Consider the following 26,332-nt stretch of genomic DNA (forward strand, 5'->3'; position numbering starts at 1 on the left):
GCTGCTGCGCGCTCCCGGGCCGCGGCGAGCGCGCGGTCGCGCCGGGCGGTGGCCTCGGCCTCGGCACGGGCGGCCTCGGCGCGCTCGGCGACGCTGGAGGCACCCTGCCCGTCCGCGGCGGTGGTCTCGCCCGCCGCCACCGCGGGCGTCGTCCGGGTGCTCGGTCCGTCGTCGCCGGAGAACGCTCCGGCCAGCCCGGCGACGAGGAGCACGAGCGCGACGACCGCCGCCCCGACGAGCGCCTTCGGCCTGCGGCCGGCGGACCCCTTCGACGCCCCGGGGAGGACGACGCCCGGCGGGACGGCCCCGGCGGCCGCGACCCGTGCGGGCTTCTCGGCGGGCGAGGTGCTCGCGGGCTTCGCCGACGGGGTCGCGGCCGCCCCGGACGCCGGGACGCGGGAGGGCGACCCGGGGTCGGTCGGGGACGAAGCGGGCTTCGTCGTTCCGGCGCGGGACGCGGAGGAGGTCTTCGCCGTCGGTCCCGGACCGGGGAGCGTGGGACCGGTGCGTCCGGTCGCGGCGGCTGCGGCGACCGCTCCTGCGGCTGCGGGACCGTCCTTCGTCCTCGCAGCGTCCGCGGTGCTCCCGGCCCGGCCCGTCTCCGGGGCCGCGGGGTCCGGGGCCCGGTCGCCGCGGGCGGCCGGGTGGTGGACCTGCGTCGGGGCGTCGGCGGGAGGGACGACCCGTGTGGGCGCCTCGGCCGGGGTCGCCGGCCGACGCCGGTCGGCCGGAGCGGGCGAGCCGGACGCGGGCGTCCTCGGGCCCGTCGCGTCGGGGCGCTGCAGGAACCGCTTGAGACCGGGGCGCCCACGGCGCGGCGTCGGGAGGCCCGGAACGCCGGACGCCGGCTGCGGACCCGGGCTCCCGGCGACCGGGGCGACGGCGGTCGGGCGCTCCTCTGGTTTCTCGGCGACGGGAACGTCGGCGGGCTCCTCCGTGGCGCTTGCCGCTTCGGTGCGCTCCTTCGCCACGCGTGCGGCTTCGGTGCGGTCCTTCGCCACGCGTGCGGCCTCGGTGCGGTCCTTCGCGGCGCGTGCGGCCTCCGCGTCGGCGCGCTCCTTCGCGGCCCGCTCGGCCTCGGCCCGCTCGTCCGCCACGCGTGCGGCCTCGGCCTCGGCGCGCTCGTTCGCGGCTCGCTCAGCCTCGGTGCGCTCCTTCGCCACGCGTGCGGCCTCCGCGTCGGCGCGCTCCTTCGCGGCCCGTGCGGTCTCCGCCTGCCTGCGCTGCTCCGCGGCCCTCGTGGCCTCGACCTCGGCGCGGTCCTTCGCCACCCGGGCGGCCTCGACCTGATCGCGCTCCTTCGTCAGGCGGGCGGCCTCCGCCCGCGCGGCGCGGGCCTCCCGTGCGGCCCGTGCGGCCGCCTTCGCCAGGCCCGCGCCCCGGGCCAGGACCTGCGTCCCGGTGGGGCGGTCGTCGTCCGCGGACGTGCGGGCCCTCGCCGCCGCGCCGTCCTTCGTCGTGGCGGCCTTGACCTTCGCGCCGTCCTTCGCCGTCGCGCCGTCCTTCGCCGTCGCGGCGTCCTTCGTCGTGGTGCCGTCCTTCGTCGTGGCGGCGTCCCCCGCCGCCACGCCCGTCGTCGGCGCGGCGCCCGTCGGCTGCTCGCCGTCGACGGCCGGGCCACGGCCTGCGACCTGCGACGCGTCGTCGTCGGCGGGGCGCTCGTCCTTGCGCGGGCGACCCGGACGGGGGCGCTCGTTGCGGGGGATCGCCGGGCTCATCGCGGGTCCACCCGGACGGTGGCGGCACGACGGCTCGCGGGGGACCACGGCCAGGTCTCGCCCTCGCCGGGGACGAGCGCACGGAACGCGAAGAGCGTCGGCCGCGAGACCTTCGTGAAGCGGTGGCGCCACTGCCAGCGACCGTTGGACCGGGTGCGGACGGCGGCGACCGTCGTGTACTTCCCGCGGATGATCGTCTGGATCCGGACGCGGACCCCGGCCTTCGCGGGTCCCGCCCCGGTCAGGCGGCCGGAGAGCACCATCAGTGCGCCGGTCCGCAGCCGCGTCGGCGACGGGCGGGCGGAGATCCGCAGGCCGGTGCGCAGCCGGATGCTGGCGGAGACGGTGCCGCTGGAGACGTCGGCCGCCCCGGCGACGGTCCATGCGCCCTCGGGCAGCGGCGCGCCGACGAAGCGGCCGGTCCGGCTGGTGCGCACGGGCTTCAGGGTGACGGTCCGCGGGTTCTCGACGCCCGTCTGCGTCCGGGTCATCCGCACGACGGTGCCCGCGAGGGGCGCGCCGCCCTGGGTCCGCAGGTAGCCCGTCGGGACGCGGCGCCCGGCCTTGTTCGTCGTGCCCTGGAACGTCAGGCGCGCGCTCGGCACCGGCGCGCCGTCGGGCGTGGTGCCGGGCGAGACGGGGACCGGGATCGAGCCCGAGGGCAACGGGCCCGCGTCGGTCGTGCCGTCCGCGGGCACCACGAACGGCACCGGGCCCCAGGCGGTGGTGGTCCCCGCGGCGTCGACGATCGTGCCCGTCGCGACGTGGTCGCCCCGGCGCAGCGGGGCGGTGTCGATGCCGAAGGTGGCCTCGCGCGCCGTCGGGCACGGCTGGGTCGCGGAGAACGGGGCGACGCACGTCCCGCCGGTGGGCGCGACCACCGCGGCCCCGCCGTCGACGTTGGCCGAGATCGACGCGATGCCGCCGCCGACGTCGGTCGCGCCGACCGTCACGGACCGCGCGACGTGCCCCGAGTCCTTGAGGTCGCCGGAGATGCCGGCGACCGCCGGGGCCTGCGGGTCCTCCACGACGACGCGCGAGCGGGCGAGGGTGGCCTCAGCGGTCGGGGTGGCCGACGGGCAGCTGTCCTGCGCGCAGCCGGCCGTCAGGGCGATGCCCTGGACCGCCACGCCGGAGGCCGTCAGCGGCGGATCGCCGATCGAGCAGGTCGACGGCAGGGTCAGCCCGCCGCCGGAGCAGCCGGCGCCGAGCGGACCGGCCGGGTCGATCGAGCTGACGTTGGCGACGTAGCCCGTCGAGAACAGGCCGCCGACCGAGGCGCGGAGCGTGCGCGCGAGCTCGAACGACGTGATCTTCGTCCCGGCGGGGGCGGTCAGGTTCAGCGTCCCGGCGGCGCGCGAGGACGCGCGGCCGGCGGGCAGTCCGGCGCGCATGCCGGTCGTGCAGTCGATCGAGGCGGTCGCGCCGCTGCCGGTGGTCGACGCGGTCCACGCTCCGCCGCCGAGCGCCTCGCCGTTCGGTCCCTGGCACGACCAGACGGTGTACGGCGCCGCGGAGCTCGGGCTCGCGGGCACGAGCAGCATCGCCACGAGCACCAGGAGCGCGGCGATGGGGGCTGACGTACGGCGTCCTGGCGCGGGGCTCACGACGCGTGATGGTACGGAGGCCACGGGTCCGCGGGGGAGGGTGCGCCCGCCGGAGCCCGCGATCCGGGGTGAGAAAGCCGGGATTGCCCCGCCCGTGCCGGGCTACCGTGACGGGGCGCCCAGCGTGTGTGCTCGGTCGCAGGCCCCGTGCCGTCCCGTCCCCGTGTGTCGCCGCGAGCCCCCGATCGCGGCGGCGCACCGCCCCTCCGTGACCGACCCGCAGCACGACGCCAGGCGACGCCTGCTCGTCGCCCTCGCCCTGCAGCGGTCCCGCACGCCCCGGGCCGTCGACGGCGAGCTCCGCCGCGCCCTGGACGGCCGCCACGACGCGGACGACGGCGCCCGCCGGCGTCCCGACCCCGGTCCCGTGGACGACGCCGCGGACGAGCGCTGAGCGGCGCCGGTCGAGCGCCCGTCCGGCGAGCGGCGCGGACGCCCCGCTACCTCCCGACGCCCGCCTGCCGCAGCACCGGCGCCAGCTCCGTCGCCGCGCGCGAGTCGAACGTCAGGTGGATCGCCGTCGGCTCGCGGACCCAGGCGATGAGGTTCAGGGCCTGCAGGCGGGTCAGGGTCCACTGGAACAGCTCGGCGGTGTCGCCCTTGGGGTAGGAGCGCGAGATGTCCATCGCCCAGCCCGTCGTGTGCTGGGACAACGCGCGGGTGGCCTGGACGTTCTCCGCACCGAGCATCGCCTGGTAGTCGCGGTCGCGCACCGTGCTGGTGACCGTCAGGCGGGTCGCGGGCGTCGCGTCGCCGTTCAGGGCCTGGACCGTCGCACCGATGGTCAGCAGTCCCGCGAGGGCACCCGGCCGCAGCGCGCGGTACCGGCTCCTGGGCTGGTCGAGCCGCGGCGCGAGCTCGCCCATCGCCCGGTCGATCCGGATGCCGTTGGCGCGCAGGGCGGTGCGGGGGAGGCCCTCGACCTCGCCGGAGCGCTCGGCGTCGGCCAGGTCCGACGGGTCCGCGAAGACCTTCGTCGACTCGACCGGGTGCAGGACGTCCTCGCTGGAGGCCTTGCGGTTCTGCAGCTCGTTCTCGCGCGTCAGCGCGGCCCGGTCGTCGCGGTAGAGCCGCATGATCCGCTCGGCCGCACCGACCCGCCACAGGTACGACGTCGAGTCGTCCGCGAGCTTCACCGCCAGGGCCGTGGCCTCCGGCGTGCGGCGCGGGTCGATCGAGAAGTACATGCGGGCGTAGGACGTCGTGCCCTGCCCCACGGCCTTCATCAGGTCCTGGAGGTTGCCGACGCCCATGTGGTAGCTGGCGACGGCCAGGTCCTCGCGGTCGTCGAGCTGCCCGCGGGCGAACTTCAGGTACCGGACCGTCGCCTCGAGGGCCTTCTTGGGGTCGAAGCGCTCGTCGATGCGCGCGCGGGCGGCGCGCAGGCGATCGGCCTCCGCGTCCCGGCCGCGGCGGACCTCGCGGGCGATCCGGCCCGTCAGCGTGCGCGAGCGCCCGAGGTCGATCTTCATGTCGAGCAGCTGGGTGCCCGTCCCGGCGACGATCTGCGTCAGGCCCGCGGCGCCGGCGATGTCGCCGCCGGCCAGGACCTCGGGCCGCCCGGCGCTCTCCAGGTAGACCATGCCCTCGAGGACGTCGGGGTCCTCGTCGCCGTCCTTCGCGACCTCCTCGATCAGGGCGCGGTACTTCGTGACCCGCGCGGCGGACGCGACGGCGCCGCCGGGGACCTGGCGGTACAGCGGGTTGGCGAACCCCGCCTCCGCGCGACGGGTGAGGTCGTCCTGACGGGCCTCGGCGTCGGGGCGCAGCAGCGAGAGCGCCGTGCGGCCGACCGGCGTGGTGGAGCCCGGGTCGGCGGGGACGACCGCGCGGTCCTCGGACCCCGGGTCGTCGCCGCCGCACGACGAGACGAGGACGATGACCGCCAGCAGGACGAGCAGGATCCCGGCGATGACGAGCCACGGGGGCTCGCGGCGGCCGGCGGCGCGCGGTGCACGGGGCGGGCGGCGACGGCCGGAGCCACCGTCGTCGGTCGCAGGACCCGCGGGTGACGGGCGGCCGGGGCGGGACGCCCGGCTCTCGCGGCCGAACCGGCGGGACCGGGACGGGCCCTCGGACGACCGGTCGGCGTCGTCGAACCAGTCCCCGCCGGCGGCGGCGACGGGGTCCCCGAGCCCGGGGGGCGGGGTGGTCGCGACGTCGTCGGCGCGGCGCCTGCGGGGTCGGAGGCGCGACCGGTCGGGCCGGGGGAGGCGGTCGGGCACGTCGGCCATGCTCGCACGACGGGGCGCGCGGACGCCGAGGTCCTCCGGGGGGCCTCCGGGGTGTGCGGCACCACCCGGGGCGGGTAGTTTCGAAGGCAACGAGCGTCGGCCGCCCGGGTCGTCGCGCCGCCACGAAGGACGTCCCGATGCACGCCACGCTGCTCCACGGTCCCCGCGACATCCGGCTCGAGCAGGTCCCCGACGCCGAGCTGCTCGAGCCCACCGACGCGATCGTCAAGGTGGTCGCGGCCTGCGTCTGCGGCTCGGACCTGTGGCCGTACCGCGGGGTCAAGGAGACGACGGAACCCACGCGCATCGGGCACGAGCTCGTCGGCATCGTCGAGGAGGTCGGCTCCGCGGTCCGCGGCGTGCGGCCCGGTCAGTTCGTGATCGCCCCGTTCGTCTACAGCGACGGCGACTGCGTGCACTGCAGGAACAAGATCCACACGTCGTGCGTCAACGGCGGCGTCTTCGGTGCGGGCAAGGCCCGGTCGGGCCGTCCCGTCGACGGCTGCCAGGCGGAGTACGTGACGATCCCGCAGGCCGACGGCACGCTCGTCGGCCTGGACGAGACGCCCGACGACCGCCTCGTCCCGAGCCTCCTGACGCTGTCGGACGTGATGGCCACCGGGCACCATGCGGCGGTCTCGGCCCGCGTCGTCGCCGGGTCCACCGTGGCCGTCGTCGGCGACGGGGCGGTCGGGCTCTCCGGCGTCCTCGCCGCCCGTCGCCTGGGCGCGGAGCGGATCGTCGCCTTCTCCCGCCACGCCGACCGGCAGGCGCTCGCGCGGGAGTTCGGGGCCACCGACGTCGTCGAGACGCGCGGCAGGGACGGCGCGAAGGAGCTCGTCGAGCTGCTCGGCGGCATCGGTGCCGACGCGGTGCTCGAGTGCGTCGGCACCGAGGAGTCGATGGCCCAGGCGCTGGCCGCCACGCGCCCCGGCGGGATGGTCGGCTACGTCGGCGTCCCCCACGGCGAGGACGGCCTGCCGCTCCAGCGCATGTTCGGCAAGAACGTCGGCGTGGCCGGCGGCGTCGCCCCGGCGCGGGCGTACATCCCCGAGCTCCTGACCGACGTCCTCGACGGCACGATCGACCCGGGCCGGGTCTTCGACCGCGAGTTTGCCCTGGCCGACGTCGCCGACGCCTACACGGCGATGGACGAGCGCACGGCGATCAAGTCGCTGCTGCGGCCGTAGGGGCGGTGGGCCCGGAGGTCCGCGACCGGTCGGCACCTCCGACCCGGACGGCGGCGGTCAGCAGCGCGGCCGCGCGCCGTCCAGGTCGAGCTTGGCCAGCAGCCGCCGCATCTGCAGCTGCTCGTCGTCGTCGAGCGCGGAGAGGAGCTGGCCCGCGGCGGTCTGCCGGGCCTCGTGGATCTGCGCCAGGCGCTCGCGGCCCTCGCCGGTCAGCGCGACGAGGGTGGACCGGCGGTCGTCCGGATCGGGTCGGCGCTCGGCCAGGCCCGCCTCCTCCAGCGTGTCGACGAGCGTCGTCACGGTGCGCGGCACCACGTGCATGCGCTCGGCCAGGTCGGACATGCGGACCGGCCGGTCGGGGTGCGCGAGCGTGCGCAGCGCCCGTGCCGACGCGGGCGTCAGGCCCAGGGGGGCCATGAGCGCCCGGGACTGGAAGTGGATCGCGCGGGCCACCCTCGTCAGGAGGTCGCCGAGCGGCGGCGGCTCCGGTGCGTCCGCGACGGGGGCGCGGGACGCACCGTCGTCGGTGGCGAGGTCGGCCATGAGGACAACCTACTACATCGAACACATTATGAGTCTTGCTCAGCATCTGCTAGATTGCTGAGCACCACTCACGAAGACACCGACCGCCGCCGCACCCTCCGACGAGGTGCCCGCCCGCGGCCGACGTCGCGACAGAGGAGACGCTCGCGATGACCAGCACCCCCGACCCCACACCCCCACAGCACGACCCCGGCCCCGACGGGCGGCGCTCCGGCGTCCCCTCCGTCGTCGAGATCGAGTCCGCCCCGACCGCGGGCGCCACCCCGTCCCGCCCCCCGGTCGACGCCGAGATCGCCCCGTCCGGCCCGCCGTCAGGTGGCGGGCCGCCGCAGGGCGGACCGCCCACCGGCGGCGGTCCCGCAGGCGGCGACGGCGGCTCCCGGGACGGCAAGCCGTCCGCCGGAGCCCCGGCCGACCCCGAGGAGGGACGCCGCCGCGGCGGCGACGCCCTGGACCTCAAGCGCATCGTCCGACTCTTCCGTCCGTACCGCGGGCGGGTCGGCCTCGTCGCGGCCCTGATCGCCCTCTCCGCGATCGTCGGCCTGGCGCAGCCGTTCCTGCTGCGCGACGTCGTCGACCACGCGCTGCCCGACCGCGACACGAGCCTCCTGACGATCCTCGTCCTGGGGATGATCGGCGCGGCCATGGTCGGCGCCGTCCTCGACGTCGGTCAGACGTTCCTCTCGAACACCATCGGCCAGCGGGTCATGCACGACCTGCGCACGTCGGTCTACGACCACCTGCAGAAGATGTCGCTCGCGTTCTTCACGCGGACGCGCTCCGGCGAGGTGCAGTCGCGCATCGCCAACGACATCGGCGGCATGCAGGGCGTCGTCACCTCGACCGTGACGAGCTTCGTCTCGTCGTTCACCACCGTCGCGGCGACGCTGACGGCGATGATCTTCCTCGACTGGCGCCTGGCGCTGGCGACGCTGCTCGTCGTGCCGTTCTTCGTCTGGCTCAGCCGCACCGTCGGCAAGATGCGCCGGAAGATCGTCACCCAGCGACAGAAGCGGATGGCCGACATGTCGGCCATCGTCGAGGAGTCGCTGTCGATCTCGGGCATCGTCCTGACCCGCACGATGGGCCGCTCCGGCGACCTCGTGAAGCGCTTCGCCGGCTCCTCGGACACCGTCGCCGACCTCGAGGTCCGCTCGGCGATGGCCGGTCGCTGGCGCATGTCGACCGTGCAGATCGCCTTCGCGACGATGCCGGCGCTCGTCTACTGGATCGCCGGCTTCACGGCGGCCAACGGCGGGCAGTTCGTCACGATCGGCACCCTCGTCGCCTTCACGACGCTGCAGACCCGCCTGCTGATGCCGATGGTCACGCTGCTGCGCCTGGGCGTCGAGATCCAGACCTCGCTGGCGCTCTTCACCCGCGTCTTCGAGTACCTCGACACGCCGATCGACGTCGAGGACCCGAAGGACCCCGTCCGGCTGGACCCCGCGACGGCCCGCGGCGAGGTCGCCTTCGAGCACGTCTCCTTCTCCTACGACGAGCGCTCCGGCAAGACCCTCGACGACGTCGACCTGACCGTCCCCGCCGGCGGCACGCTGGCGATCGTCGGCGAGACCGGCTCGGGCAAGACGACGCTCGGCTACCTCGTCGCCCGCATGTACGACGTGGGGGAGGGGCGCGTCACGATCGACGGGGTCGACGTCCGCGACCTCTCGCTGGAGGACCGCTCCGGCCTGGTCGGCGTCGTGGCCCAGGAGACCTACCTCCTGCACTCCTCGATCGCCGAGAACCTGCGCTTCGCCAAGCCCGACGCCACCGACGCCGAGCTGGAGGACGCCGCCCGAGCCGCCCAGATCCACGAGCTGATCGAGCGCCTGCCCGACGGCTACGACACGGTCGTCGGCGAGCGGGGCTACCGGTTCTCCGGCGGCGAGAAGCAGCGCCTGGCGATCGCCCGGGCGATGCTGCGCAACCCGCCGGTGCTGATCCTCGACGAGGCGACCTCCGCCCTGGACACCCGCACCGAGCACGCGGTCCAGGAGGCCCTGGAGACCCTGTCGGAGAACCGCACGACGATCGCGATCGCCCACCGCCTCTCGACCGTCCGCGACGCCGACCGGATCGTGGTCCTGGACCGCGGCCGCATCGTCGAGCAGGGCACGCACGACGAGCTGCTCGCCGCGGGCGGGCACTACGCGGCGCTGGTGGAGCGCGACGGCGAGCGGCAGACGCTGCCGGCGTAGGGGCGGGCCCGGCCCGCGACCCGGCGGCGGTCCTCCCCGTTCCGCCGCCCGCGGCCGCCCCGGCGTGCCGGGACGGGGCGGTCTGCGAGCATCGTCCGGGTGCCGCGCTCCCCGCTCGCCGCGCTGATCGCGTGCGCCGCCGTCTGCGTCCCGCTCGTCGCCTGCGGCGACGACGACTCCTCGGCCCGGGCGGCGACGTCCACCGACGGCACGACGACCGCGGCCGGGACGGCCGCCGGATCCACCGACGGGTCGGCCGCGGCCCTGGCGCGCTCGGCGGCCCGCGCCTCCGGCATCCTCGGCCCGCCCACCGGGACCGTCCCCGCGTCACGGCCGAGGGCGGTCGTCCTGATCCTCCACGGCGGCGGCTGGGCGGCGACGACGGACGACACCCTGAAGGCCGCCAACCAGGGCACCGAGGGCTACCGCTCCGGGGGCTTCGCGACCTACGCCGTGCGGATGAAGGCCGGACGCGGGGCGATCGACAGCGCGACCGCCGCCTACGACGCGATGCGCAGGCGGTACGGCGCGCGGACGCCGATCTGCGCGATCGGCGCGTCCACCGGCGGGCACGTCGGGCTGATGCTCGCGATCGCGCGGCCCAACCTCGCCTGCGTCGTCTCGAACGCCGGGCCGACCGACCTCCCCGCGTGGGCGCAGCAGGTCCCGGCGGCCGAGGGCCAGATCGACGGCTACTTCGGCGGCGAGCAGCGGCGCTTCAGCCCGGCGGAGCGGCCCCGCGACCTCCGGGCCCGGGTGCTCCTGCAGTACGCGAGCAACGACCGCGACGTCCCCCTGGCCCAGGGCCGCGCGTTCCGCGACGCCCGGCCGCGCGGCACGCAGCTCGTCGTCCTGCGGCCGGGCACCGCGTTCTTCGCGCACTCCGAGGTCGACGCCCGCCAGCTCGCGCAGGTCTACCCGCGCCAGGAGCGCCTGCTGCGCTCGGTGGCGCGGGCGGCGGGGCGCTGAGCCGGGCGGGCCGGGGCGCCCACCCGCAGCGTCGCTCGTGATCGCGCGGCGGGGCCCCGCAACGCCTCTGTGACAGGTCGTCGACGGCGTCTCGCTACCCTGTTGGAACCCCCGTCCTACCGACGGTACGAAATCGCCCCGGAGTCCCGCATGACCGAGCCCAAGACCGCCCGCCGCGTCGCCATCGTCGGCGGCAACCGCATCCCGTTCGCCCGTTCCAACGGCGCCTACGCCACGGCGTCCAACAGCGAGATGCTGTCGGCCGCGCTCGAGGGTCTCGTGGAGCGCTACGGCCTCGAGGGCAAGAAGCTCGGCGAGGTCGCCGCCGGTGCCGTGCTGAAGCACGCGCGCGACTTCAGCATGACCCGCGAGGTCGTCCTCGGCTCGCGCCTGGACCGCGCCACGCCGGCCGTCGACATCACCCAGGCCTGCGGCACCGGCCTCCAGGCGTCGATCTACATCGCCAACAAGATCGCCCTCGGGCAGATCGACGCCGGCATCGCCGGCGGCGTCGACACGACGTCGGACGCCCCGCTGGCCGTCGGCGACAAGCTGCGCAAGAAGCTCGTCGCGGTCAACCAGGCCCGCACCGGCGGCGACCGCGTCAAGGCGCTCCTGAAGATCCGCCCGGGCGACATCGGCCTCGACATCCCCGCCAACCGCGAGGCCCGCACCGGCCTGTCGATGGGCGACCACCAGGCCATCACCGGCAAGGAGTGGGGGATCACCCGCGAGGCCCAGGACGAGCTGACCGTCGCGTCGCACCAGCGCCTGGCCGCCGCCTACGAGCGCGGCTTCTTCGACGACCTGATGACCCCGTTCGGCGGGCTCGAGCGCGACAACAACCTGCGCCCCGACAGCTCGCTCGAGAAGCTCGCCAAGCTGCGCCCCGTCTTCGGCGGCCCGGAGGGCACGATGACCGCCGCGAACTCGACGCCGCTGTCCGACGGCGCGTCGACCGTGCTGCTGGCGTCGGAGGAGTGGGCGAAGGAGCAGGGCCTGCCGATCCTCGCCTACCTCGTCGACGCGCAGACCGAGGGCGTCTCGTACGTCGAGGGCGAGGAGGGCCTGCTGATGGCCCCCGCCTACGCCGTGCCGAAGCTGCTCGAGCGCAACGGCCTGTCGTTCGACGACATCGACCTGTTCGAGATCCACGAGGCGTTCGCCTCGCAGGTGCTCTCCACGCTCAAGGCGTGGGAGGACCCGACGTTCAACCGCACGAAGCTCGGCCGCGACACCCCGCTCGGCGCGATCGACCGCGCCAAGCTCAACGTCAACGGCGGCTCGCTCGCCGCGGCGCACCCGTTCGCCGCCACCGGCGGGCGCATCGTCGCCAGCCTCGCCAAGGAGCTGCACCAGCGCGGCTCCGGCCGCGGCCTGATCTCGATCTGCGCCGCCGGCGGCATCGGCGTCACCGCCATCGTCGAGGCCGCCTAGCACCCAGCAGCACCACGGGTCCGCCGCCGCGCGCGGCGGCGGACCCCCAGCACGCCCTCACCCGCACCCGTCGCCCTCGAGGTCCACCGCATGTCCGACACGTACCTGAAGTTCGCCAACTCCTTCCTCGGCAAGCAGGTCGCGCCGAAGCTCGGCCTGCCCCAGCCGCCCGTCCTGAAGCGCTACGTCCCCGGCCAGAAGGCCGTCGACGGCGCCGTGCTCGTCGGACAGGCCGCCGGCGGCCGCCTCGCGGGCGCCATCGCCGCGACGCTGAAGAGCGCCGACGCGCAGGTCTGGACCGCCGAGGGTCCGCTGCGCGACGCCGCCGGCGAGGCCGACCTGGCCCCGAAGATCTACGCGGCCGACACCGCCGGCGACCAGCGCTTCCAGGCACTCGTCTTCGACGCCACGGGCATCGCGCACCCCGACGAGCTGCAGGCGCTGCACGCGTTCTTCAAGCCCGTCGCCCGCAAGCTGCGCCCGTCGGGCCGCCTGATCGTCCTCGGCACCCCGCCGGAGTCGCTGACCGCCGGCGCCCGCGTCTCGCAGCGCGCCCTGGAGGGCTTCACGCGCTCCGCCGGCAAGGAGCTCGGCAAGGGCGCCACGTCGAACCTCGTCTACGTCGCCGAGGGCGCCGAGGACCAGATCGAGTCGACGCTGCGGTTCTTCCTCTCGCCGAAGTCCGCGTTCGTCTCGGGTCAGGTCGTCCGCATCGGCGTGGGCTCCAGCAAGGCGTCCGCGGCGAAGGTGGACTGGGAGAAGCCGCTGGCCGGCAAGGTCGCGCTCGTCACCGGCGCCTCCCGCGGCATCGGCGAGGCCATCGCCGAGACGCTCGCCCGCGACGGCGCACACGTCGTCGGCCTGGACATCGAGCCGCTCGCCGACGACCTGAAGACCGTCACGGACCGCATCGGCGGCTCCGCGATCACCCTCGACGTCACCGCCGAGGACGCGCCGAAGCAGCTCGCCGAGCAGCTCAAGAAGGAGCACGGCGGCGTCGACATCGTCGTCCACAACGCCGGCATCACGCGCGACAAGCGCCTGGCGAACATGAAGCCCGAGGTCTGGGACCAGGTCATCGCGGTCAACCTGATCGCGCCGGACCGCATCACCTACGCCCTGCTGCAGGGCAAGGTGCTGAACACCGGCGGCCGCGTCATCGGCGTCGCGTCGATCGCCGGCATCGCGGGCAACAACGGCCAGACGAACTACGCCACCTCCAAGGCCGGCGTCATCGGTCTGGTCGACGCGTTCGCCGACGACATCGCCAAGGCCGGCGGCACGATCAACGCCGTCGCCCCGGGCTTCATCGAGACGCAGATGACCGCGGCGATCCCGCTGGGCATCCGCGAGGCCGGTCGTCGCCTGAGCTCGTTGGGCCAGGGCGGCCTGCCGGTCGACGTCGCCGAGACGATCGCCTGGTACGCCTCCGCCGGCTCCGGCGCCGTCCAGGGCAACGTCGTCCGCGTCTGCGGCCAGAGCCTCATCGGCGCCTGAACACCGCCCCCGGGCGCGCCCGCGCGTCCGGGGACCGTCCTTCCGACACCTCCTGAGGATCTCCATGACGAAGACCCGCACCCTCAAGTCCGTCCCGCACGCGGCGCCGCTCTACGGCCGCGCCGCGCTGCCGATGATCCCGCTGGCCTCGCGCCTGCCGTTCGTCGCGGGCAGCACGAAGGAGATCCCGGACGTCGAGCTCGTCGTCCCCGAGGTCCGCATCGACCGGAAGAACCTGGCCGCGTACCGCGAGATCACGGGGTTCCTCAACGCCGAGGTCGTCCCGGTGACGTACGGCTTCGCGCTCGCGTTCCCGCTGCACATGGCGCTGATGACCGGGGGCGACTTCCCGTTCCCGGCCGTCGGCCTCGTGCACCTGCGCAACCGCATCGTGCAGCACCGGCCGATCGCGCCGACCGAGACGCTCCGCGTCCGCGTCAAGCCCGAGCCGCTGCAGCCGCACCCCAAGGGCCGCACGTTCGACGTCGGCACGGAGCTGCACGCCGGTGACGAGCTCGTCTGGTCCTGCACCTCGACCTTCTTCAAGCGCGGCAAGGGCTCCTCCGACGCGGCGTCGGACGCGCCCGACCCGATCGACGCGGTCGAGGTCGACCTGTCGGCGATCTCCACGACGCGGTGGGAGCTGCCCGAGGACCTCGGTCGGCGCTTCGCGAAGGTCGGCGGGGACATCAACCCGATCCACCTGCACCCGCTGACGGCCAAGGCCTTCGGCTTCCCGCGCCACATCGCCCACGGCATGTGGACGAAGGCGCGGGCCCTGTCGGCGATCGAGGACCTGCTGCCCGACACGTTCGCGGTCGACGTCCGGTTCCAGAAGCCGGTCTTCCTGCCCTCGACGGTCGAGTTCGGCAGCGTCACCGCCGACGGCGGCCGCACGGGCTTCGCTGCCCAGAGCGCGGAGAAGGGCGTCCCGCACCTGCGGGGGCTGGTGACGCCGAGCTAGGACGGGGGACCGGGGCGGGGCGCGGTCCCCCGCGCGCCCCGGACGGCCCCGTAACTGGCCGCGGTCACGAGCCCCACGCCGACGACCTGCCAGGCGTCGAGCCGCTGGCCCAGGACGACGAGGCCCACGAGGGCCGCGACGGCCGGATCGAGGCTCAGCAGCACGCCGACCACGCGGACACCGACGCGGCGCAGTGCGGCGAACTCGAGCGCGAACGGCAGCGCGAAACCGACGACCGCGAGCAGACCGACGACCGCGAAGTCGGTGGGCCGGGCGCCCGGGGAGAACGCGGCGCCCAGGGCCACCGGCGCGGTCACCACCGCGCCGAACCCGATGGCGAGGGCCAGGCCGTCGAACCCGTCGAAGCGACCGCCGACGTTCGCGGAACACCGCAGGTACACCGCCCAGGCCCCGGCCGCGGCGAGGGCGAAGCCGACGCCGGCGACCGATCCGGACGGCACCGCGTGGGTGACCAGGACGATTCCGATGGCCGCCAGCACGACCCAGAGCAGGTCCAGTCTCCGGCGGGACGCCAGCACCGCGACGGACAGGGGGCCGGCGAACATGATCGCCATCGCCGACCCCAGCGGGATGCGCTCGATCGCGCTGTAGAGGCCGAGGCTCATGGCGGTGAGCGCCGTCCCCATCAGCCCGATCGCGGTCCAGTCGCGGGCGGTCCGCCCCCGGAGGCGCGGTCGGACGACCGCCAGGAGGATCGCCGCGGCGGTGGCGATCCTGAGCGCGCCCGTGCCGAAGGTGCCGAAGACGTCGAAGGTCGTCGTCGCCAGGGCGGTCGAGAGCTGGATCAGCAGGGTGGCGGAGAGCACCATGCCGACCCCGCCGGAGACCCGTGCGTCGTGGACCGCGGAGGGCGCGGGGACCACCGGTCCTCCGAGGACCGCCCGGTCGGTGCCCGTCGCGATCGCCCCGGGCGGTGGTGGGCGACCCGCCATCCTCAGACCCGCTCGATCAGCGCGGCCATCCCCATGCCGCCGGCGACGCACATCGACTCGATGCCGTAACGGCCGCCGGTGGCCTCCAGGCCGTTGATCAGCGTCGTCATGATCCGCGCGCCGGTCATCCCGAACGGGTGTCCCAGGGCGATCGCGCCGCCGAAGGGGTTCAGCTGCTCCTCGGTGATGTGCAGCTCGCGCATGCAGGGCACGATCTGGGCGGCGAACGCCTCGTTGATCTCGACGATGTCGATCTCCTCGATCGACCGGCCGGTCGCGGCGAGCAGCTTCTGGATCGCCGGGATCGGGCCGACGCCCATGACCTCGGGCCGCACGCCGGCCACGGCCGTCGCGAGGATCCGGGCCCGCGGCGTCAGTCCCAGCCGCTCGGCCTTCTCGCCGCTCATGATCAGGGTCGCGGCGGCACCGTCGTTCAGGGGACAGGCGTTGCCCGCGGTGACGGTCCCGTGCTCGGGGTCGAAGACGGGCTTCAGCCCGGCCAGGCGCTCCATCGTGGTGCCCGGGCGCGGGCCGTCGTCCTGGCGCACGACGGTGCCGTCGGAGAGCTCGACGGGGACGATCTCCCGGTCGAAGTGGCCGGAGTCCCGGGCCGTCACGGCCCGGTTCTGGCTCGTGACCGCCCACGCGTCCTGCTCCTCGCGCGACACGTCCCACTGCTTGGCGACGTTCTCGGCGGTCAGGCCCATCGGGACGTAGACGTCGCAGATCGAGCCCTCCGAGCCGTCCAGCCGCGGGTGCAGCGCCCAGTCGCCCGCGTCGGGGTAGCGCGAGACGGCCTCGACCCCGGCGGCGAGGTACTGGTCGCCCTCGCCGGCCGAGATCGCGTGGAACGCGGTGCGGATCGTGTGCAGCGACGACGCGCAGAAGCGGTTCGTCGTGACGCCCGGGACCTCGAACGGCAGGCCCGCCAGCAGCGACGCGGTGCGGGCGATGTTGCGGCTCTGCTCGCCGCTCGCGTTGGAGCAGCCCATCAGGACGTCGACGGTCTCCGACCAGTCCACGCCGGGGTTGCGCTCCATCAGGGCGCGGATCGGGGTGGCCGCGAGGTCCTCGGCGCGGACGTCGCGGAGCGACCCCTTGACGGCGCGGCCGATCGGGGTCCGGATGGCATCGACGATGACGACTTCGGGCACGGTGGTGCTCCCTTCGTGGGGCGGGGTTCGGGGCGCCGCGGACGATGCCCGCGGGGACGGTCGCTCAGGCGGTGGGGTCGCCCGGGCGGACGAACGGGATCTCGGGGACGCAGCACGCGGGCGAGACCCGGAGGAGGAAGCGGACGGACTCGGCGATGTCCGACGGGGTCATCATCGCCTCGGCGGCGACGCGGCCCTTGGCGTGGTCGGTCATCGGGGTGTCGACGTAGCCGGGGCAGAGCGCGGTGGACTTGATCCCCTCGGCGGAGAGCTCCTGGTGCATCGACGCGGTCCAGTTGACGATGCCGGCCTTCGTCGCGGCGTAGACCGAGAGCCCCGGCTTGCCGAGCTTCGCGGTGATCGACGCGGTGTTGACCACCAGCGCGCTCCGGTGCTGCCGGCCCGCCTCGCGCAGCAGGCCGACGGCCTCGCGGTAGAAGAGGATCGTGGAGCGGAGGTTCAGGCCCAGTTGCAGGTCCAGGCGCTTCGTGTCGATGTCGGCGACCGCCGCGCCAGAGCCGACGCCGGCGTTGTTGACGAGGACGTCGAGGCGGCCGTAGCGCTCGCGGTGCTCGGAGACGACGCGCGCGACGGCGTCCTCGTCCTGGAGCGCGCCGGCGACGGCGAGGACCTCGAAGCCCTCGGCCCGCAGCTGCTCCGCGGCGGCCTCGAGCTTGTCGGGGCGCCGGGCGGCGATCGTCAGGCGATGGCCCTCCTGCCCGAGGACCCGGGCGATCTCCAGGCCGATCCCGCTGCTGGCTCCGGTGATGATGGCGGCACGATCGGTCATGGGCTGCGGTCCTCCGGGGACGACGTGGGAACGGCCGGAGGGCGATTCGCCCGCCCTCCCTGCTGGTCATACTAGTGAACAGTAGTTAGTATTACCCCATGAGCGCCGACCTCCGTGATGCACCGCCCGACCGGCCCGAGCGGACGGCGGTCGTGACGGGCGCGGCCGGCGCCACGGGCGCCGGGATCGCCGAGGCCCTCCGTGGGGCCGGCTGGCACGTCGTGGGCCTCGACCTCGCCGCCGACGACGCCGGCGACGTCCAGGCCGTCGACGTCACCGACGAGGCGGCGGTGCGGGCGGCGGTCGCGGGGGTGCTCGAGCGCACGGGGCGCATCGACCTGCTGGTCACCGCGGTCGACCACCGCACGGGCGCCGCGGCCATCGCGGACCTCGACGCCGCGACGTGGGGACGGGCGCTCGACGCCCACCTGCGCGGGACGGTGAGCTGCTGGCGCGCGGTCCTGCCCTCCATGCTGGAGCACGGCGCCGGGTCGATCGTGGCCGTGGTCCCCGCCGAGGCGATCGCCGGCGAGGACGAGCCCGGCCGGTCCGCGGCGGCCTCCGCCGTGCTCGGGGCGGTCCGGGCGCTCGCCCGCGAGCTCGGTCCCGAGGGCATCGTCGCCAACGCCGTGGCCCCCAAGGCGGGGCCGTGGTCGGCGACCGGCGACGCCGCGCCCGCCGACGTCGGGGCCACCGTCGTGCACCTCGCCGACGAGGAGCACTACTTTGCCGGCCAGGTCCTGACCCCGGCGGGAGCGGTCGCATGACCGGCCGGCTGGAGGGACGCACCGCGCTGGTCACCGGCGCCGCCCAGGGGATCGGGCGGGCCATCGCCCTGCGCCTGGCCGCGGAGGGCGCGCACGTGGCCGTCAACGATCGGATCGCGTCGCCCGCGCTCGACGAGGTCGTCGCCTCCACCGGTGGCTCGGCGGCGGTGGCGGACGTCACCGACGCCGCGGCCTTCGCCGCGGTCGTGGCCGACCTGGAGGAGCGCCGCGGCGGCGTCGACGTCCTGGTCTGCAACGCCGCGGTCGAGACCATGGGGGAGTTCCTCGCGCAGGACGACGGGGCGTTCTGGCCCCAGGTGGACGTGAACCTGACGGGGACGATCGTCGGGCTGCAGGCGGTCCTGCCCGGGATGCGGCGGCGCCGGCACGGGCGCGTGGTGATCATCTCGTCGGTCTGGGGCGTCACCGGCGCGCCGCGCGCGGTGGGCTACGCCGCGAGCAAGGCGGGACTGATCGGCCTGACCCGGTCGGTCGCGCGCGAGGTCGCCGCCGACGGCGTCGCGGTCAACGCCATCGCCCCCGGGGCCATCGACTCGCCGCAGATCGAGGTCGATGCGCTCGACGCCGGGATCTCCCTGGACGAGCTGCGCGCCGGCTACGCCGAGCGGACCGCGGTGCGTCGCATGGGGCAGCCCGAGGAGATCGCGGGTCTCGCCGCGTTCCTCGCCGGCCCGGCCGGCGGGGCCTACGTCGGCCAGCTGCTCCAGCCCAACGGCGGCGTGCAGTTCGGGTCGCCCTAGCCGTCCGCAGGGCCGCCCGCCGCCAGGGTCAACCGATACGCCGAGCGAACTAGTGAATGTTTGTTAGTCTCGTCCGGCGGCGGCCGATCACGGGCGCCCAGGACCCCCGGAGGAGTCGATGACGCAACGATTCACCGAGCGCGTGGCGCTCGTCACCGGTGCCGCGGGCGGCATCGGCGCCGCCACCGCGACACGCCTGGCGACGGAGGGGGCCACCGTCGTGGCCCTCGACCGGGACCTCGCCGCGGCGCAGCGCGTCGCCGACGAGGTCAGGGCCGCCGGCGGGACCGCCTCGGCCGTCGCCGCCGACGTCTCGCAGAAGGCCGACGTCGACCGCGCGGTGGCCGAGGTCGTCGACCGCCACGGCCGGATCGACGTCCTGGTCAACAACGCGGGCATCACCCGGGACGACCTCCTCTTCCGCATGGGCGAGGACGACTGGGACGCCGTCATCGACGTGAACCTCAAGAGCGTCTTCCTCTGCACCCAGGCGGTGCAGAAGCACATGGTGAAGGCCGGGTCGGGCGCGGTCGTGAGCCTCTCGAGCCGCTCGGCCCGGGGCAACCGCGGGCAGGCGAACTACGCGGCCGCGAAGGCCGGGATCATCGGCCTGACCGCGACGATGGCGCTCGAGCTCGGGCCGTTCGGGATCCGCGTCAACGCCGTGGCCCCGGGCTACATCGCGACCGACATGACGCGCGCCACCGCGCGGCGCCAGGGCCTGGACCCCGACGACCTCGAGCGCACCACGGCGGAGCGCACGCCGCTGCGCCGCGTCGGCCAGCCCGAGGACGTGGCGTCCGTCGTCACGTTCCTCGCCAGCGACGACGCCCGGCACGTCACCGGCCAGACCGTCGCGATCGACGGCGGCCTCCGATGAGCCTCGACTTCTCGCTGTCGGACGACCAGCGCGCGATCCGCGACACCGCCCGCGAGTTCATCGCCCGTGAGGTGATGCCGCTGGAGAACGACGTGCTGGCGCGCGAGCAGCGCGGGGAGAAGGGCCTGCCGGCCGAGGACCTCCGCGCCCTGCAGGCGAAGGCCGAGGAGTTCGGCTTCTGGGGCATCGGCACGCCCGAGGAGTTCGGCGGCGCCGCGCTCCCCGCGGTCACGCAGAGCCTCCTGTGGACCGAGATCGGCCGGTCGCTCGTGCCGTTCGTCTTCGGCGGCGAGGCGGACAACATCCTCTTCCGCGCCACGGCCGAGCAGCAGGACGAGTTCCTCGAGCCGACCCTGAAGGGCGACCGGGTCTCCTGCTTCGCGATCACCGAGCCCGGCGCCGGGTCGGACGCCACCGCGATCCGCATGCGCGCCCGTCGCGACGGCGAGGACTGGATCCTCGACGGCGAGAAGACCTTCATCACGAAGGGCATCGAGGCGGACTTCTCGATCGTCATCGCCGTCACGGACGCCGAGAAGGGCCACCGGGGCGGCTTCACCGCGTTCCTCGTGGACCGGACGATGGGCTGGACCTCGTCGCCGATCCACACGATGGGGCCGTCGACCCCGGCGTCGATGGCCTTCGACGGCGTGCGCGTGCCGCACCGCAACGTCCTGGGCGAGGTCGGCGAGGGCTTCGCGCTGGCGATGGAGTGGATCGGCCGCGGCCGCTACGTCATCCCGTCGCGCGCGATCGGCGCCGCGGAGCGCCTGCTCTCCATGGCGATCGCCTACGCGGGGCAGCGCGAGACCTTCGGCGTGCCGATCGGCGACCACCAGATGATCCAGTCGATGCTCGCGGACTGCGAGCTCGACCTCGAGGCGGCCCGCTGGCCGGTCCTCGTCGCCGCCTGGAGCGTCGACCAGGGCCTGGACGCCCGGCACGCCGCGTCGATCGCCAAGCTCGGCGGCGCCACCGCCGCCGGCCGCATCGTCGACCGCGTCATGCAGATCCACGGCGGCATGGGCTACACGAAGGAGATGCCCATCGAGCGGTGGTACCGCGAGGCCCGCCTGTGGCGGATCTTCGAGGGCACCGACGAGATCCAGCGCCGCGGCATCGCCAAGGGGCTCCTGTCGGGCCGCCGCCGCGTCGGCGGGCACCTCGCATGACCCGCGTCGTCGACGGTGCGGAGGGGCTGCGCGCCCTCGTCGGCACCCGGCTGGGCGTCGGCGACTGGTTGCTCGTCGACCAGGAGCGGATCGACGGCTTCGCCCGGGTCACCGGCGACGACCAGTGGATCCACGTCGATCCGGTCCGGGCCGCCGACGGCCCGTTCGGCACCACGGTCGCCCACGGCTGGCTCACCGCGTCGCTGATCCCGGTCCTCGTGCGCGGGATCTACCGCGTCGAGGGCGTGCGGTCGGCCGTCAACTACGGCAGCGACCGGGTCCGCTTCCCGGCCCCGGTGCCCGTCGGCTCGCGCCTCCGCGCGACCGTCGACCTCGAGGAGCTGCTCGACGTCGCCGGCGGCGTCCAGCTGACGAACCTCGTCACCGTCGAGCGCGAGGGTGGCGACCGCCCCGTCTGCGTCGCCCGGGTGCTCTCGCGCCTGCTGACCTGAACCCACCCCGGAGGGACCCATGAGCACGAAGAACACCCCCACCCTGTCGGCCACGGACCTGTTGGGCCTCGACGCGGAGCTCGGCGACGAGGAGCGGGCGATCCGCGACACCGTCCGCAGCGTCGTGCGGGAGCGTCTGCTGCCCCAGGTCGCCGGCTGGTTCGAGGCCGGCGGGCTGCCGGTCGAGGTGATGCGTCAGCTGGGCGACCTGGGTCTGCTCGGCATGCATCTGGACGGCTACGGCTGCGCCGGCGCGACGCCGGTCCAGTACGGCCTCGTCTGCCAGGAGCTCGAGGCGGGGGACACGGCGCTGCGCGGCATGGTCAGCGTCCAGGGCTCGCTGGCGATGTGGCCGATCCACCGCTTCGGCTCCGAGGAGCAGAAGCAGGAGTGGCTGCCGCGGATGGCGACGGGCGAGGCGATCGGCTGCTTCGGTCTGACCGAGCCCGACTCCGGCTCCGACCCGGGGTCGATGCGCACGACGGCCCGGCGCGACGGGACCGACTGGATCCTGCACGGCCAGAAGATGTGGATCACCAACGGGTCGATCGCCGACGTCGCCGTGGTCTGGGCGCGTGCGGAGGAGGGCATCCGGGGCTTCGTCGTCCCGACGGACACGCCCGGCTTCTCGACGCAGGACATCCACGGCAAGCTCTCGCTCCGCGCGTCGATCACGAGCGAGCTGCTGCTCGACGACGTGCGACTGCCGGAGTCGGCGATGCTGCCCGGCGCCCGTGGTCTGGGTGGTCCGCTCGCGGTGCTCGGCGAGGCGCGGATGGGGATCGTCTTCGGCGCGGCCGGCGCCGCGCGGGCCTGCCTGGAGGCGGCGGTCGACTACGCCCGCACGCGCGAGCAGTTCGGGCGACCCATCGGCGCGTTCCAGCTGACGCAGGGCAAGCTGGCGGACATGGCCTCGCGCGTGGCGGCGGCGCAGCTGCTCGCCCTGCGCCTGGGCCGGATGAAGGAGGCCGGGACGCTCACGCCCGAGCACGTCAGCCTGGGCAAGTTCGCGAACGTCTCCTCGGCGCTCGAGGTCGCGCGGACGGCGCGGACGGTCCTCGGCGGCAACGGGATCACCCTCGAGTACCCGGTCATGCGCCACGCGGCGAACCTCGAGACGGTCCTGACGTACGAGGGCACGCACGAGGTCCACGCCCTCGTCCTCGGCCGCGCGCTCACGGGGCTGTCGGCCTTCTCCTGACCCGCGGCCCCCCCCGGGGGCAGAGGTCGTCGGCCCCGCGGGGCCCCGTCGTCGACGGTCGTCCGCCTCGCCGGACCCCGTCCGCGACGGTCGTCGGCCCCGCGGGGCCCGCCGCTTTGGACAGGTGTCGAAGCAGGTTGGGACGGTTGAACGAACCGGTAGAAGTTTTTGCTGCGAAGGTACGAATGAATGTACGTTAGTCCGCGAATCACCCACGACCGCCGTCCTTCTCGAGGAGCAACGATGAGTTCCAGAATCCGCCCGCGTCACAGCCTGCTCGCCCTAGCCACCGTGGCCACCGTCGCCCTGACGGCCTGCGGCGGCTCCTCCGGCGACGACGCCGGCGGGTCGGCCTCGTCCGGCTCCTCGGCCAAGGGCGGCGAGCCCGTCAAGGCCAAGATCATGCTCGAGTACCCGGCCAACGCCTCGCACGTCTACATGATCTCCGGCCAGGAGCGCGGGACGTTCAAGGCCGCCGGCATCGACCCCGAGGTCGTCTTCCCCGACGACCCGTCGACGCCCGTCAAGGCGCTCGGCGCCGGCCGCGTCGACTTCGCGCTGCAGCTCAGCACGGGCCCGGTCATCGCCAAGGCCCAGGGCACCGACGTGAAGATCATCGGCACCCTCGAGAACCTGCCGCTCGGCATCCTCACGCTCGCCGGCAAGGCCAACAGCTTCCGGGACCTCAAGGGCGGCACGGTGGGCATCACCGACTCCACCTGGAACAAGGAGTGCCTCAAGCGCACGCTCGCCGGCAACGGCATGACCGAGAAGGACATCAAGATCGTCGACCCGGGCACGAGCCTGGCGGCGCCGCTGATCTCCGGGAAGCTGCAGGGCGTCATCGGCTCGCAGTACGAGCAGGCGATCATCAAGACGCAGACCGGTCGCGACACCAAGGTCTTCGAGTACACGGACTACTGCCCGAAGTCCGGCATCCAGATCATGACGACGGGCAAGATGATCAAGGAGCACCCGGACACGGTCCGGAAGATGCTCAAGGGCATCAGCGACTCGCTCGCGTGGTCGATGGCCAACCCCGACGAGGCCGCGGCGATCTACGGGAAGAAGTTCCCGGAGCAGAACGCCAAGTCGAACCTGGCCCAGTGGAAGGCCAGCGTCCCGACGTTCTGCGAGGCCTACTCGTCGACGAAGGGCCTCCTCTGGGCCGACCCGACCCAGTACCAGCGCCTCATCGACCTCGTGGTCGACGCCGGCGTGCTCGACAAGAGCTACCCGGTGAACACGGTCGTCGACGACTCGTTCCTGCCGAGCCCGCCGGTGACGAAGCCGTGCGCGGGCGACCTGTACAAGCGCGACCCCCTCGCGGAGCTCGACCGATGACGAACGCCGCACCCACGACGGGCGAGGGCGCGTTCCGCTCGCTCACGTTCGAAGGACTCCGACACGCCTACGGCGAGGGGGAGGACGCCGTCCAGGCCGTCCGCGATCTCGATCTGCACCTCGAGGCCGGGGAGTTCGTGACCGTCCTCGGCCCGTCCGGGTGCGGCAAGTCGACCCTCTTCAACCTGGCGTCCGGGCTGGCGGAGAGCACGCCCGGCCAGGTCCTGATCAACGGCGAGCCGATCGCGGGGATGAACCCCCACACCGCCTACATGTTCCAGCACGACGCGCTGCTCGAGTGGCGGACCGTGCTCGACAACGTGGCGCTCGGCCGCGAGTTCCTCGGGATGAGCAAGAAGGAGGCGCGCGCCGACCTGCGCGACAGCCTCGCCGACTTCGGGCTGGAGGGCTTCGCCGACCGCCACCCCGCGGAGCTCTCCGGCGGCATGCGCCAGCGCGTGGCGCTCATGCGGACCTACGCGACCGACCGCCCGCTGCTGCTCCTCGACGAGCCGTTCGGGGCGCTCGACGCCATGACCCGCGTGCGCATGCAGGAGTTCCTGCTGCGCAAGTGGGACCAGGACCACCGCACCGTCCTCTTCATCACCCACGACGTCGACGAGGCGATCCTGCTCGGCGACCGCCTCGTGGTCCTCTCGCACCGCCCGGCGACCGTCCGGGAGGAGATCAAGGTCGACCTCCCGCGGCCGCGCCGCGCGGACCAGCTGGCGAGCGATCCCCGCTACGTCGAGCTCCGGGCGCACGTGATGTCGCTCCTGCACGACCCGGTCGAGCAGGGGGTGTCCGCATGATCACCGCCGACGGGCTGCAGACCGCACCCGCGCCCACCGCCGCACCCGGCGAGCCCCGCGACGGGGCACCGACCGAGGCGGAGCGCCGCGCCGCCCTCCGTCGTCGCAGCCGGCGCCGGAAGGCCACCGCGACCCGGTACGGCCTGCCCGCGCTGGTCCTCCTCGCGCTGCTCGGCCTCTGGGCGCTGCTCAGCGTCGGCGGGATCGTCTCCGACCTCGTCCTCCCGACGCCCTTCGAGGTGGCGAAGAGCCTGGTCGACGACCGCGCGGTCTACTGGATGAACGCCCGGGTGACGCTGCTGGAGATCGCCCTGGGCGCCGCCATCGGCGTCAGCCTCGGACTCCTGTTCGGCGTGATGGTCGGGCTGAACCGCGGACTGCGGGCCGCGCTCTATCCGCTTCTCGTCGGGTCGCAGTCGCTGCCGGTGCTGGCCCTCGCGCCGATCCTCGTCCTGTGGCTCGGGTTCGGCATCGCCCCGAAGGTCGTGATCGTCGTGCAGATCATCTTCTTCCCCGTCACGGTGGCGACGATCCAGGGCCTGGGTGCGGTGAGCGCAGAGGTGCTCGTCTTCGGACGCAGCCTCGGCGCGAGCGCCTGGACGCTGTTCTGGAAGGTCCGCGTGCCGGCGATGATGCCGCACGTCTTCGGCGGCCTGAAGATCGCCAGCTCGTACGCCGCGGTGGCCGCCGTCATCGCCGAGTACACCGGCGCGGAGAAGGGCCTCGGGGCCCTGATGACGAGAGCGAACAGCGACTACAACATCCCGGTCGTCTTCGGGAGCGTCGTGATCGTGACCGTCATCGGCCTGGGCCTGTTCCTCCTCGTGTCGCTCCTCGAGCGCCGCGTCACCCCGTGGGCGCGCCGCGCCGACGAGATCTGATCCCCCGACCCGAAGGACGGACGCTCATGCAGCTCCACGACCTCCCCTGGCCGGCCCTCGCCGGCGAGCTCGATCGCGGCACCCCGGTGATCCTGCCGTTCGGCTCGCTCGAGCAGCACGGCCCGCACCTGCCGCTCGACACCGACACCGTCTGCGTGCAGGCCATCGCCGACCGCGCCGCCGAGCAGGCGGGCGCGATCTCGATGCCCGCGCTCAGCTACGGGGCGCCGTCCCGGCCCCGCAGCGGCGGCGGCCCGGTGTTCCCGATGGGCGCCGAGATCCCGCTCGGCGTCTACTTCGACGTCGTCCGCGGCATCACGACGAACCTGCTGGACCGCGGCGTGCGCAACCTGCTGGTGATGACCTGGCACACCGAGAACGGTGCGGTCATCTACGACGCCGTGCGCGAGGCGATCTCCGCCGCGCGGGCCGAGGACGCGAAGATCGTCAACCTCGACTCGCCCGGCTCGCTCGTGCGTCCCGAGACCGCGAAGCAGGCCTACGTCGACGGCCCCGTGCCGGGCCACTTCGAGCACGCGGGCCTGATCGAGACGTCGGTGATGCTCGCCCTGGACCCGACCGCCGTCCACGAGCACCACGACGTCGTCTCGTCGCTGCCGACCCTGGGCTACGACGTGCTGCCCCAGCCCGTCGGCGCCGTCGCCGCCAGCGGCTCCTTCACCTCGCCGAAGAACGCGACCGCCGAGATCGGTCAGCTGCTCCTCGACGACATCGTCCCCGGCCTCGCCGGCGTCCTCGACCGCGAGTTCGGCTCGCGGCGCACCATCGCCCGACCCTGAGC

At 74.4% G+C, this 26,332-nt stretch carries 23 protein-coding genes and 1 pseudogene; 17 read left to right on the forward strand and 7 right to left on the reverse strand.

The window, feature by feature from the left end; translation table 11 throughout:
- Together Q7T67_RS05160 and Q7T67_RS05165 are read right to left on the reverse strand one after the other, a co-directional pair.
- Positions 1 to 1,718 (reverse strand): annotated as a pseudogene (locus Q7T67_RS05160) (hypothetical protein); the annotation flags it as partial.
- The gene (locus tag Q7T67_RS05165; RefSeq protein ID WP_304786695.1) at positions 1,715 to 3,325 is read right to left on the reverse strand and encodes a hypothetical protein; all 1,611 of its coding nucleotides are present in this window, start codon (positions 3,323 to 3,325) and stop codon (positions 1,715 to 1,717) included. The pseudogene Q7T67_RS05160 and the gene Q7T67_RS05165, both read right to left, overlap by 4 nt.
- A gap of 208 nt (positions 3,326 to 3,533) precedes the next feature.
- Here Q7T67_RS05165 and Q7T67_RS05170 point away from each other — a divergent pair, with 208 nt between their 5' ends.
- A complete protein-coding gene (locus tag Q7T67_RS05170; protein ID WP_304786697.1) occupies positions 3,534 to 3,719 on the forward strand; it encodes a hypothetical protein in 186 nt (61 codons plus the stop codon).
- A 46-nt stretch (positions 3,720 to 3,765) separates the two neighbouring features.
- On the opposite strand, the gene Q7T67_RS05175 is transcribed toward Q7T67_RS05170, so the two are convergent.
- Positions 3,766 to 5,550 carry a transglycosylase SLT domain-containing protein gene (locus Q7T67_RS05175; RefSeq protein ID WP_304786698.1) on the reverse strand — a complete coding sequence of 595 codons (1,785 nt, stop codon included), beginning with the start codon at positions 5,548 to 5,550 and terminating at the stop codon, positions 3,766 to 3,768.
- 146 nt (positions 5,551 to 5,696) lie between these two features.
- Between Q7T67_RS05175 and Q7T67_RS05180 the strand changes: the two genes are divergently transcribed.
- The gene (locus Q7T67_RS05180; protein WP_304786699.1) at positions 5,697 to 6,749 is read left to right on the forward strand and encodes a zinc-dependent alcohol dehydrogenase family protein; all 1,053 of its coding nucleotides are present in this window, start codon (positions 5,697 to 5,699) and stop codon (positions 6,747 to 6,749) included.
- 57 nt (positions 6,750 to 6,806) lie between these two features.
- Here the strand turns inward: Q7T67_RS05180 and Q7T67_RS05185 are convergent, their stop codons facing one another.
- On the reverse strand, positions 6,807 to 7,292 hold the full coding sequence (locus Q7T67_RS05185) for a MarR family winged helix-turn-helix transcriptional regulator (RefSeq protein ID WP_304786701.1): 486 nt from the start codon (positions 7,290 to 7,292) through the stop codon (positions 6,807 to 6,809).
- Positions 7,293 to 7,441: 149 nt separating this feature from the next.
- Here Q7T67_RS05185 and Q7T67_RS05190 point away from each other — a divergent pair, with 149 nt between their 5' ends.
- From Q7T67_RS05190 to Q7T67_RS05210, 5 genes are all read left to right on the forward strand, one after another.
- Positions 7,442 to 9,496 (forward strand): ABC transporter ATP-binding protein, encoded by a 2,055-nt coding sequence (locus Q7T67_RS05190; protein WP_304786703.1) that lies wholly within the window; start codon positions 7,442 to 7,444, stop codon positions 9,494 to 9,496.
- 99 nt (positions 9,497 to 9,595) lie between these two features.
- Entirely contained in the window at positions 9,596 to 10,465 is an 870-nt protein-coding gene (locus tag Q7T67_RS05195) for a S9 family peptidase (RefSeq protein WP_304786705.1), read from the forward strand.
- A gap of 150 nt (positions 10,466 to 10,615) precedes the next feature.
- Entirely contained in the window at positions 10,616 to 11,902 is a 1,287-nt protein-coding gene (locus Q7T67_RS05200; RefSeq protein ID WP_304786708.1) for an acetyl-CoA C-acetyltransferase, read from the forward strand.
- Between the two features lie 90 nt (positions 11,903 to 11,992).
- The gene (locus tag Q7T67_RS05205) at positions 11,993 to 13,399 is read left to right on the forward strand and encodes a 3-oxoacyl-ACP reductase (protein WP_304786710.1); all 1,407 of its coding nucleotides are present in this window, start codon (positions 11,993 to 11,995) and stop codon (positions 13,397 to 13,399) included.
- A 64-nt stretch (positions 13,400 to 13,463) separates the two neighbouring features.
- Positions 13,464 to 14,363 (forward strand): MaoC family dehydratase, encoded by a 900-nt coding sequence (locus Q7T67_RS05210; protein WP_304786712.1) that lies wholly within the window; start codon positions 13,464 to 13,466, stop codon positions 14,361 to 14,363.
- Here Q7T67_RS05210 and Q7T67_RS05215 read toward each other — a convergent pair.
- The 3 genes from Q7T67_RS05215 to Q7T67_RS05225 all read right to left on the reverse strand — a co-directional run bounded on the left by Q7T67_RS05215 (position 14,360) and on the right by Q7T67_RS05225 (position 17,260).
- Positions 14,360 to 15,316, reverse strand: coding sequence for a DMT family transporter (locus Q7T67_RS05215; RefSeq protein ID WP_304786713.1), 957 nt, complete (start codon positions 15,314 to 15,316; stop codon positions 14,360 to 14,362). The two genes, Q7T67_RS05210 and Q7T67_RS05215, sit on opposite strands and share 4 nt — an antisense overlap.
- A 2-nt stretch (positions 15,317 to 15,318) precedes the next feature.
- Positions 15,319 to 16,470: an acetyl-CoA C-acyltransferase gene (locus Q7T67_RS05220; protein ID WP_304786715.1), complete on the reverse strand. Its 1,152-nt coding sequence runs from the start codon at positions 16,468 to 16,470 to the stop codon at positions 15,319 to 15,321.
- A 64-nt stretch (positions 16,471 to 16,534) separates the two neighbouring features.
- On the reverse strand, positions 16,535 to 17,260 hold the full coding sequence (locus Q7T67_RS05225) for an SDR family oxidoreductase (RefSeq protein ID WP_304786717.1): 726 nt from the start codon (positions 17,258 to 17,260) through the stop codon (positions 16,535 to 16,537).
- Between the two features lie 98 nt (positions 17,261 to 17,358).
- Between Q7T67_RS05225 and Q7T67_RS05230 the strand changes: the two genes are divergently transcribed.
- The 10 genes from Q7T67_RS05230 (at position 17,359) to Q7T67_RS05275 (ending at position 26,330) form a co-directional block, all read left to right on the forward strand.
- Positions 17,359 to 18,027, forward strand: a complete 669-nt coding sequence (locus tag Q7T67_RS05230; RefSeq protein WP_304786718.1) for an SDR family oxidoreductase — start codon at positions 17,359 to 17,361, stop codon at positions 18,025 to 18,027.
- Complete coding sequence (locus tag Q7T67_RS05235; RefSeq protein WP_304786719.1) at positions 18,024 to 18,788, forward strand: SDR family NAD(P)-dependent oxidoreductase; 765 nt, start codon at positions 18,024 to 18,026, stop codon at positions 18,786 to 18,788. The genes Q7T67_RS05230 and Q7T67_RS05235 overlap by 4 nt, the downstream gene beginning before the upstream one ends.
- Positions 18,789 to 18,906: 118 nt before the next feature.
- A complete protein-coding gene (gene fabG / locus Q7T67_RS05240) occupies positions 18,907 to 19,668 on the forward strand; it encodes a 3-oxoacyl-ACP reductase FabG (RefSeq protein WP_304786720.1) in 762 nt (253 codons plus the stop codon).
- The gene (locus tag Q7T67_RS05245; RefSeq protein WP_304786721.1) at positions 19,665 to 20,840 is read left to right on the forward strand and encodes an acyl-CoA dehydrogenase family protein; all 1,176 of its coding nucleotides are present in this window, start codon (positions 19,665 to 19,667) and stop codon (positions 20,838 to 20,840) included. Before fabG ends, Q7T67_RS05245 begins: the two co-directional genes overlap by 4 nt.
- Positions 20,837 to 21,292 carry a MaoC family dehydratase gene (locus Q7T67_RS05250; RefSeq protein WP_304786722.1) on the forward strand — a complete coding sequence of 152 codons (456 nt, stop codon included), beginning with the start codon at positions 20,837 to 20,839 and terminating at the stop codon, positions 21,290 to 21,292. The genes Q7T67_RS05245 and Q7T67_RS05250 overlap by 4 nt, the downstream gene beginning before the upstream one ends.
- Before the next feature lie 19 nt (positions 21,293 to 21,311).
- On the forward strand, positions 21,312 to 22,493 hold the full coding sequence (locus Q7T67_RS05255; protein WP_304786723.1) for an acyl-CoA dehydrogenase family protein: 1,182 nt from the start codon (positions 21,312 to 21,314) through the stop codon (positions 22,491 to 22,493).
- Positions 22,494 to 22,736: 243 nt separating this feature from the next.
- The gene (locus tag Q7T67_RS05260) at positions 22,737 to 23,837 is read left to right on the forward strand and encodes an ABC transporter substrate-binding protein (protein ID WP_304786724.1); all 1,101 of its coding nucleotides are present in this window, start codon (positions 22,737 to 22,739) and stop codon (positions 23,835 to 23,837) included.
- Entirely contained in the window at positions 23,834 to 24,649 is an 816-nt protein-coding gene (locus tag Q7T67_RS05265) for an ABC transporter ATP-binding protein (RefSeq protein WP_304786725.1), read from the forward strand. Before Q7T67_RS05260 ends, Q7T67_RS05265 begins: the two co-directional genes overlap by 4 nt.
- Positions 24,646 to 25,530 carry an ABC transporter permease gene (locus Q7T67_RS05270; protein ID WP_304786726.1) on the forward strand — a complete coding sequence of 295 codons (885 nt, stop codon included), beginning with the start codon at positions 24,646 to 24,648 and terminating at the stop codon, positions 25,528 to 25,530. Before Q7T67_RS05265 ends, Q7T67_RS05270 begins: the two co-directional genes overlap by 4 nt.
- A 26-nt stretch (positions 25,531 to 25,556) precedes the next feature.
- Positions 25,557 to 26,330, forward strand: a complete 774-nt coding sequence (locus tag Q7T67_RS05275) for a creatininase family protein (RefSeq protein ID WP_304786727.1) — start codon at positions 25,557 to 25,559, stop codon at positions 26,328 to 26,330.
- The last annotated feature ends 2 nt before the right edge of the window (positions 26,331 to 26,332 follow it).

This window comes from Patulibacter sp. (genome assembly GCF_030655195.1).
Taxonomy (GTDB): domain Bacteria; phylum Actinomycetota; class Thermoleophilia; order Solirubrobacterales; family Solirubrobacteraceae; genus Patulibacter.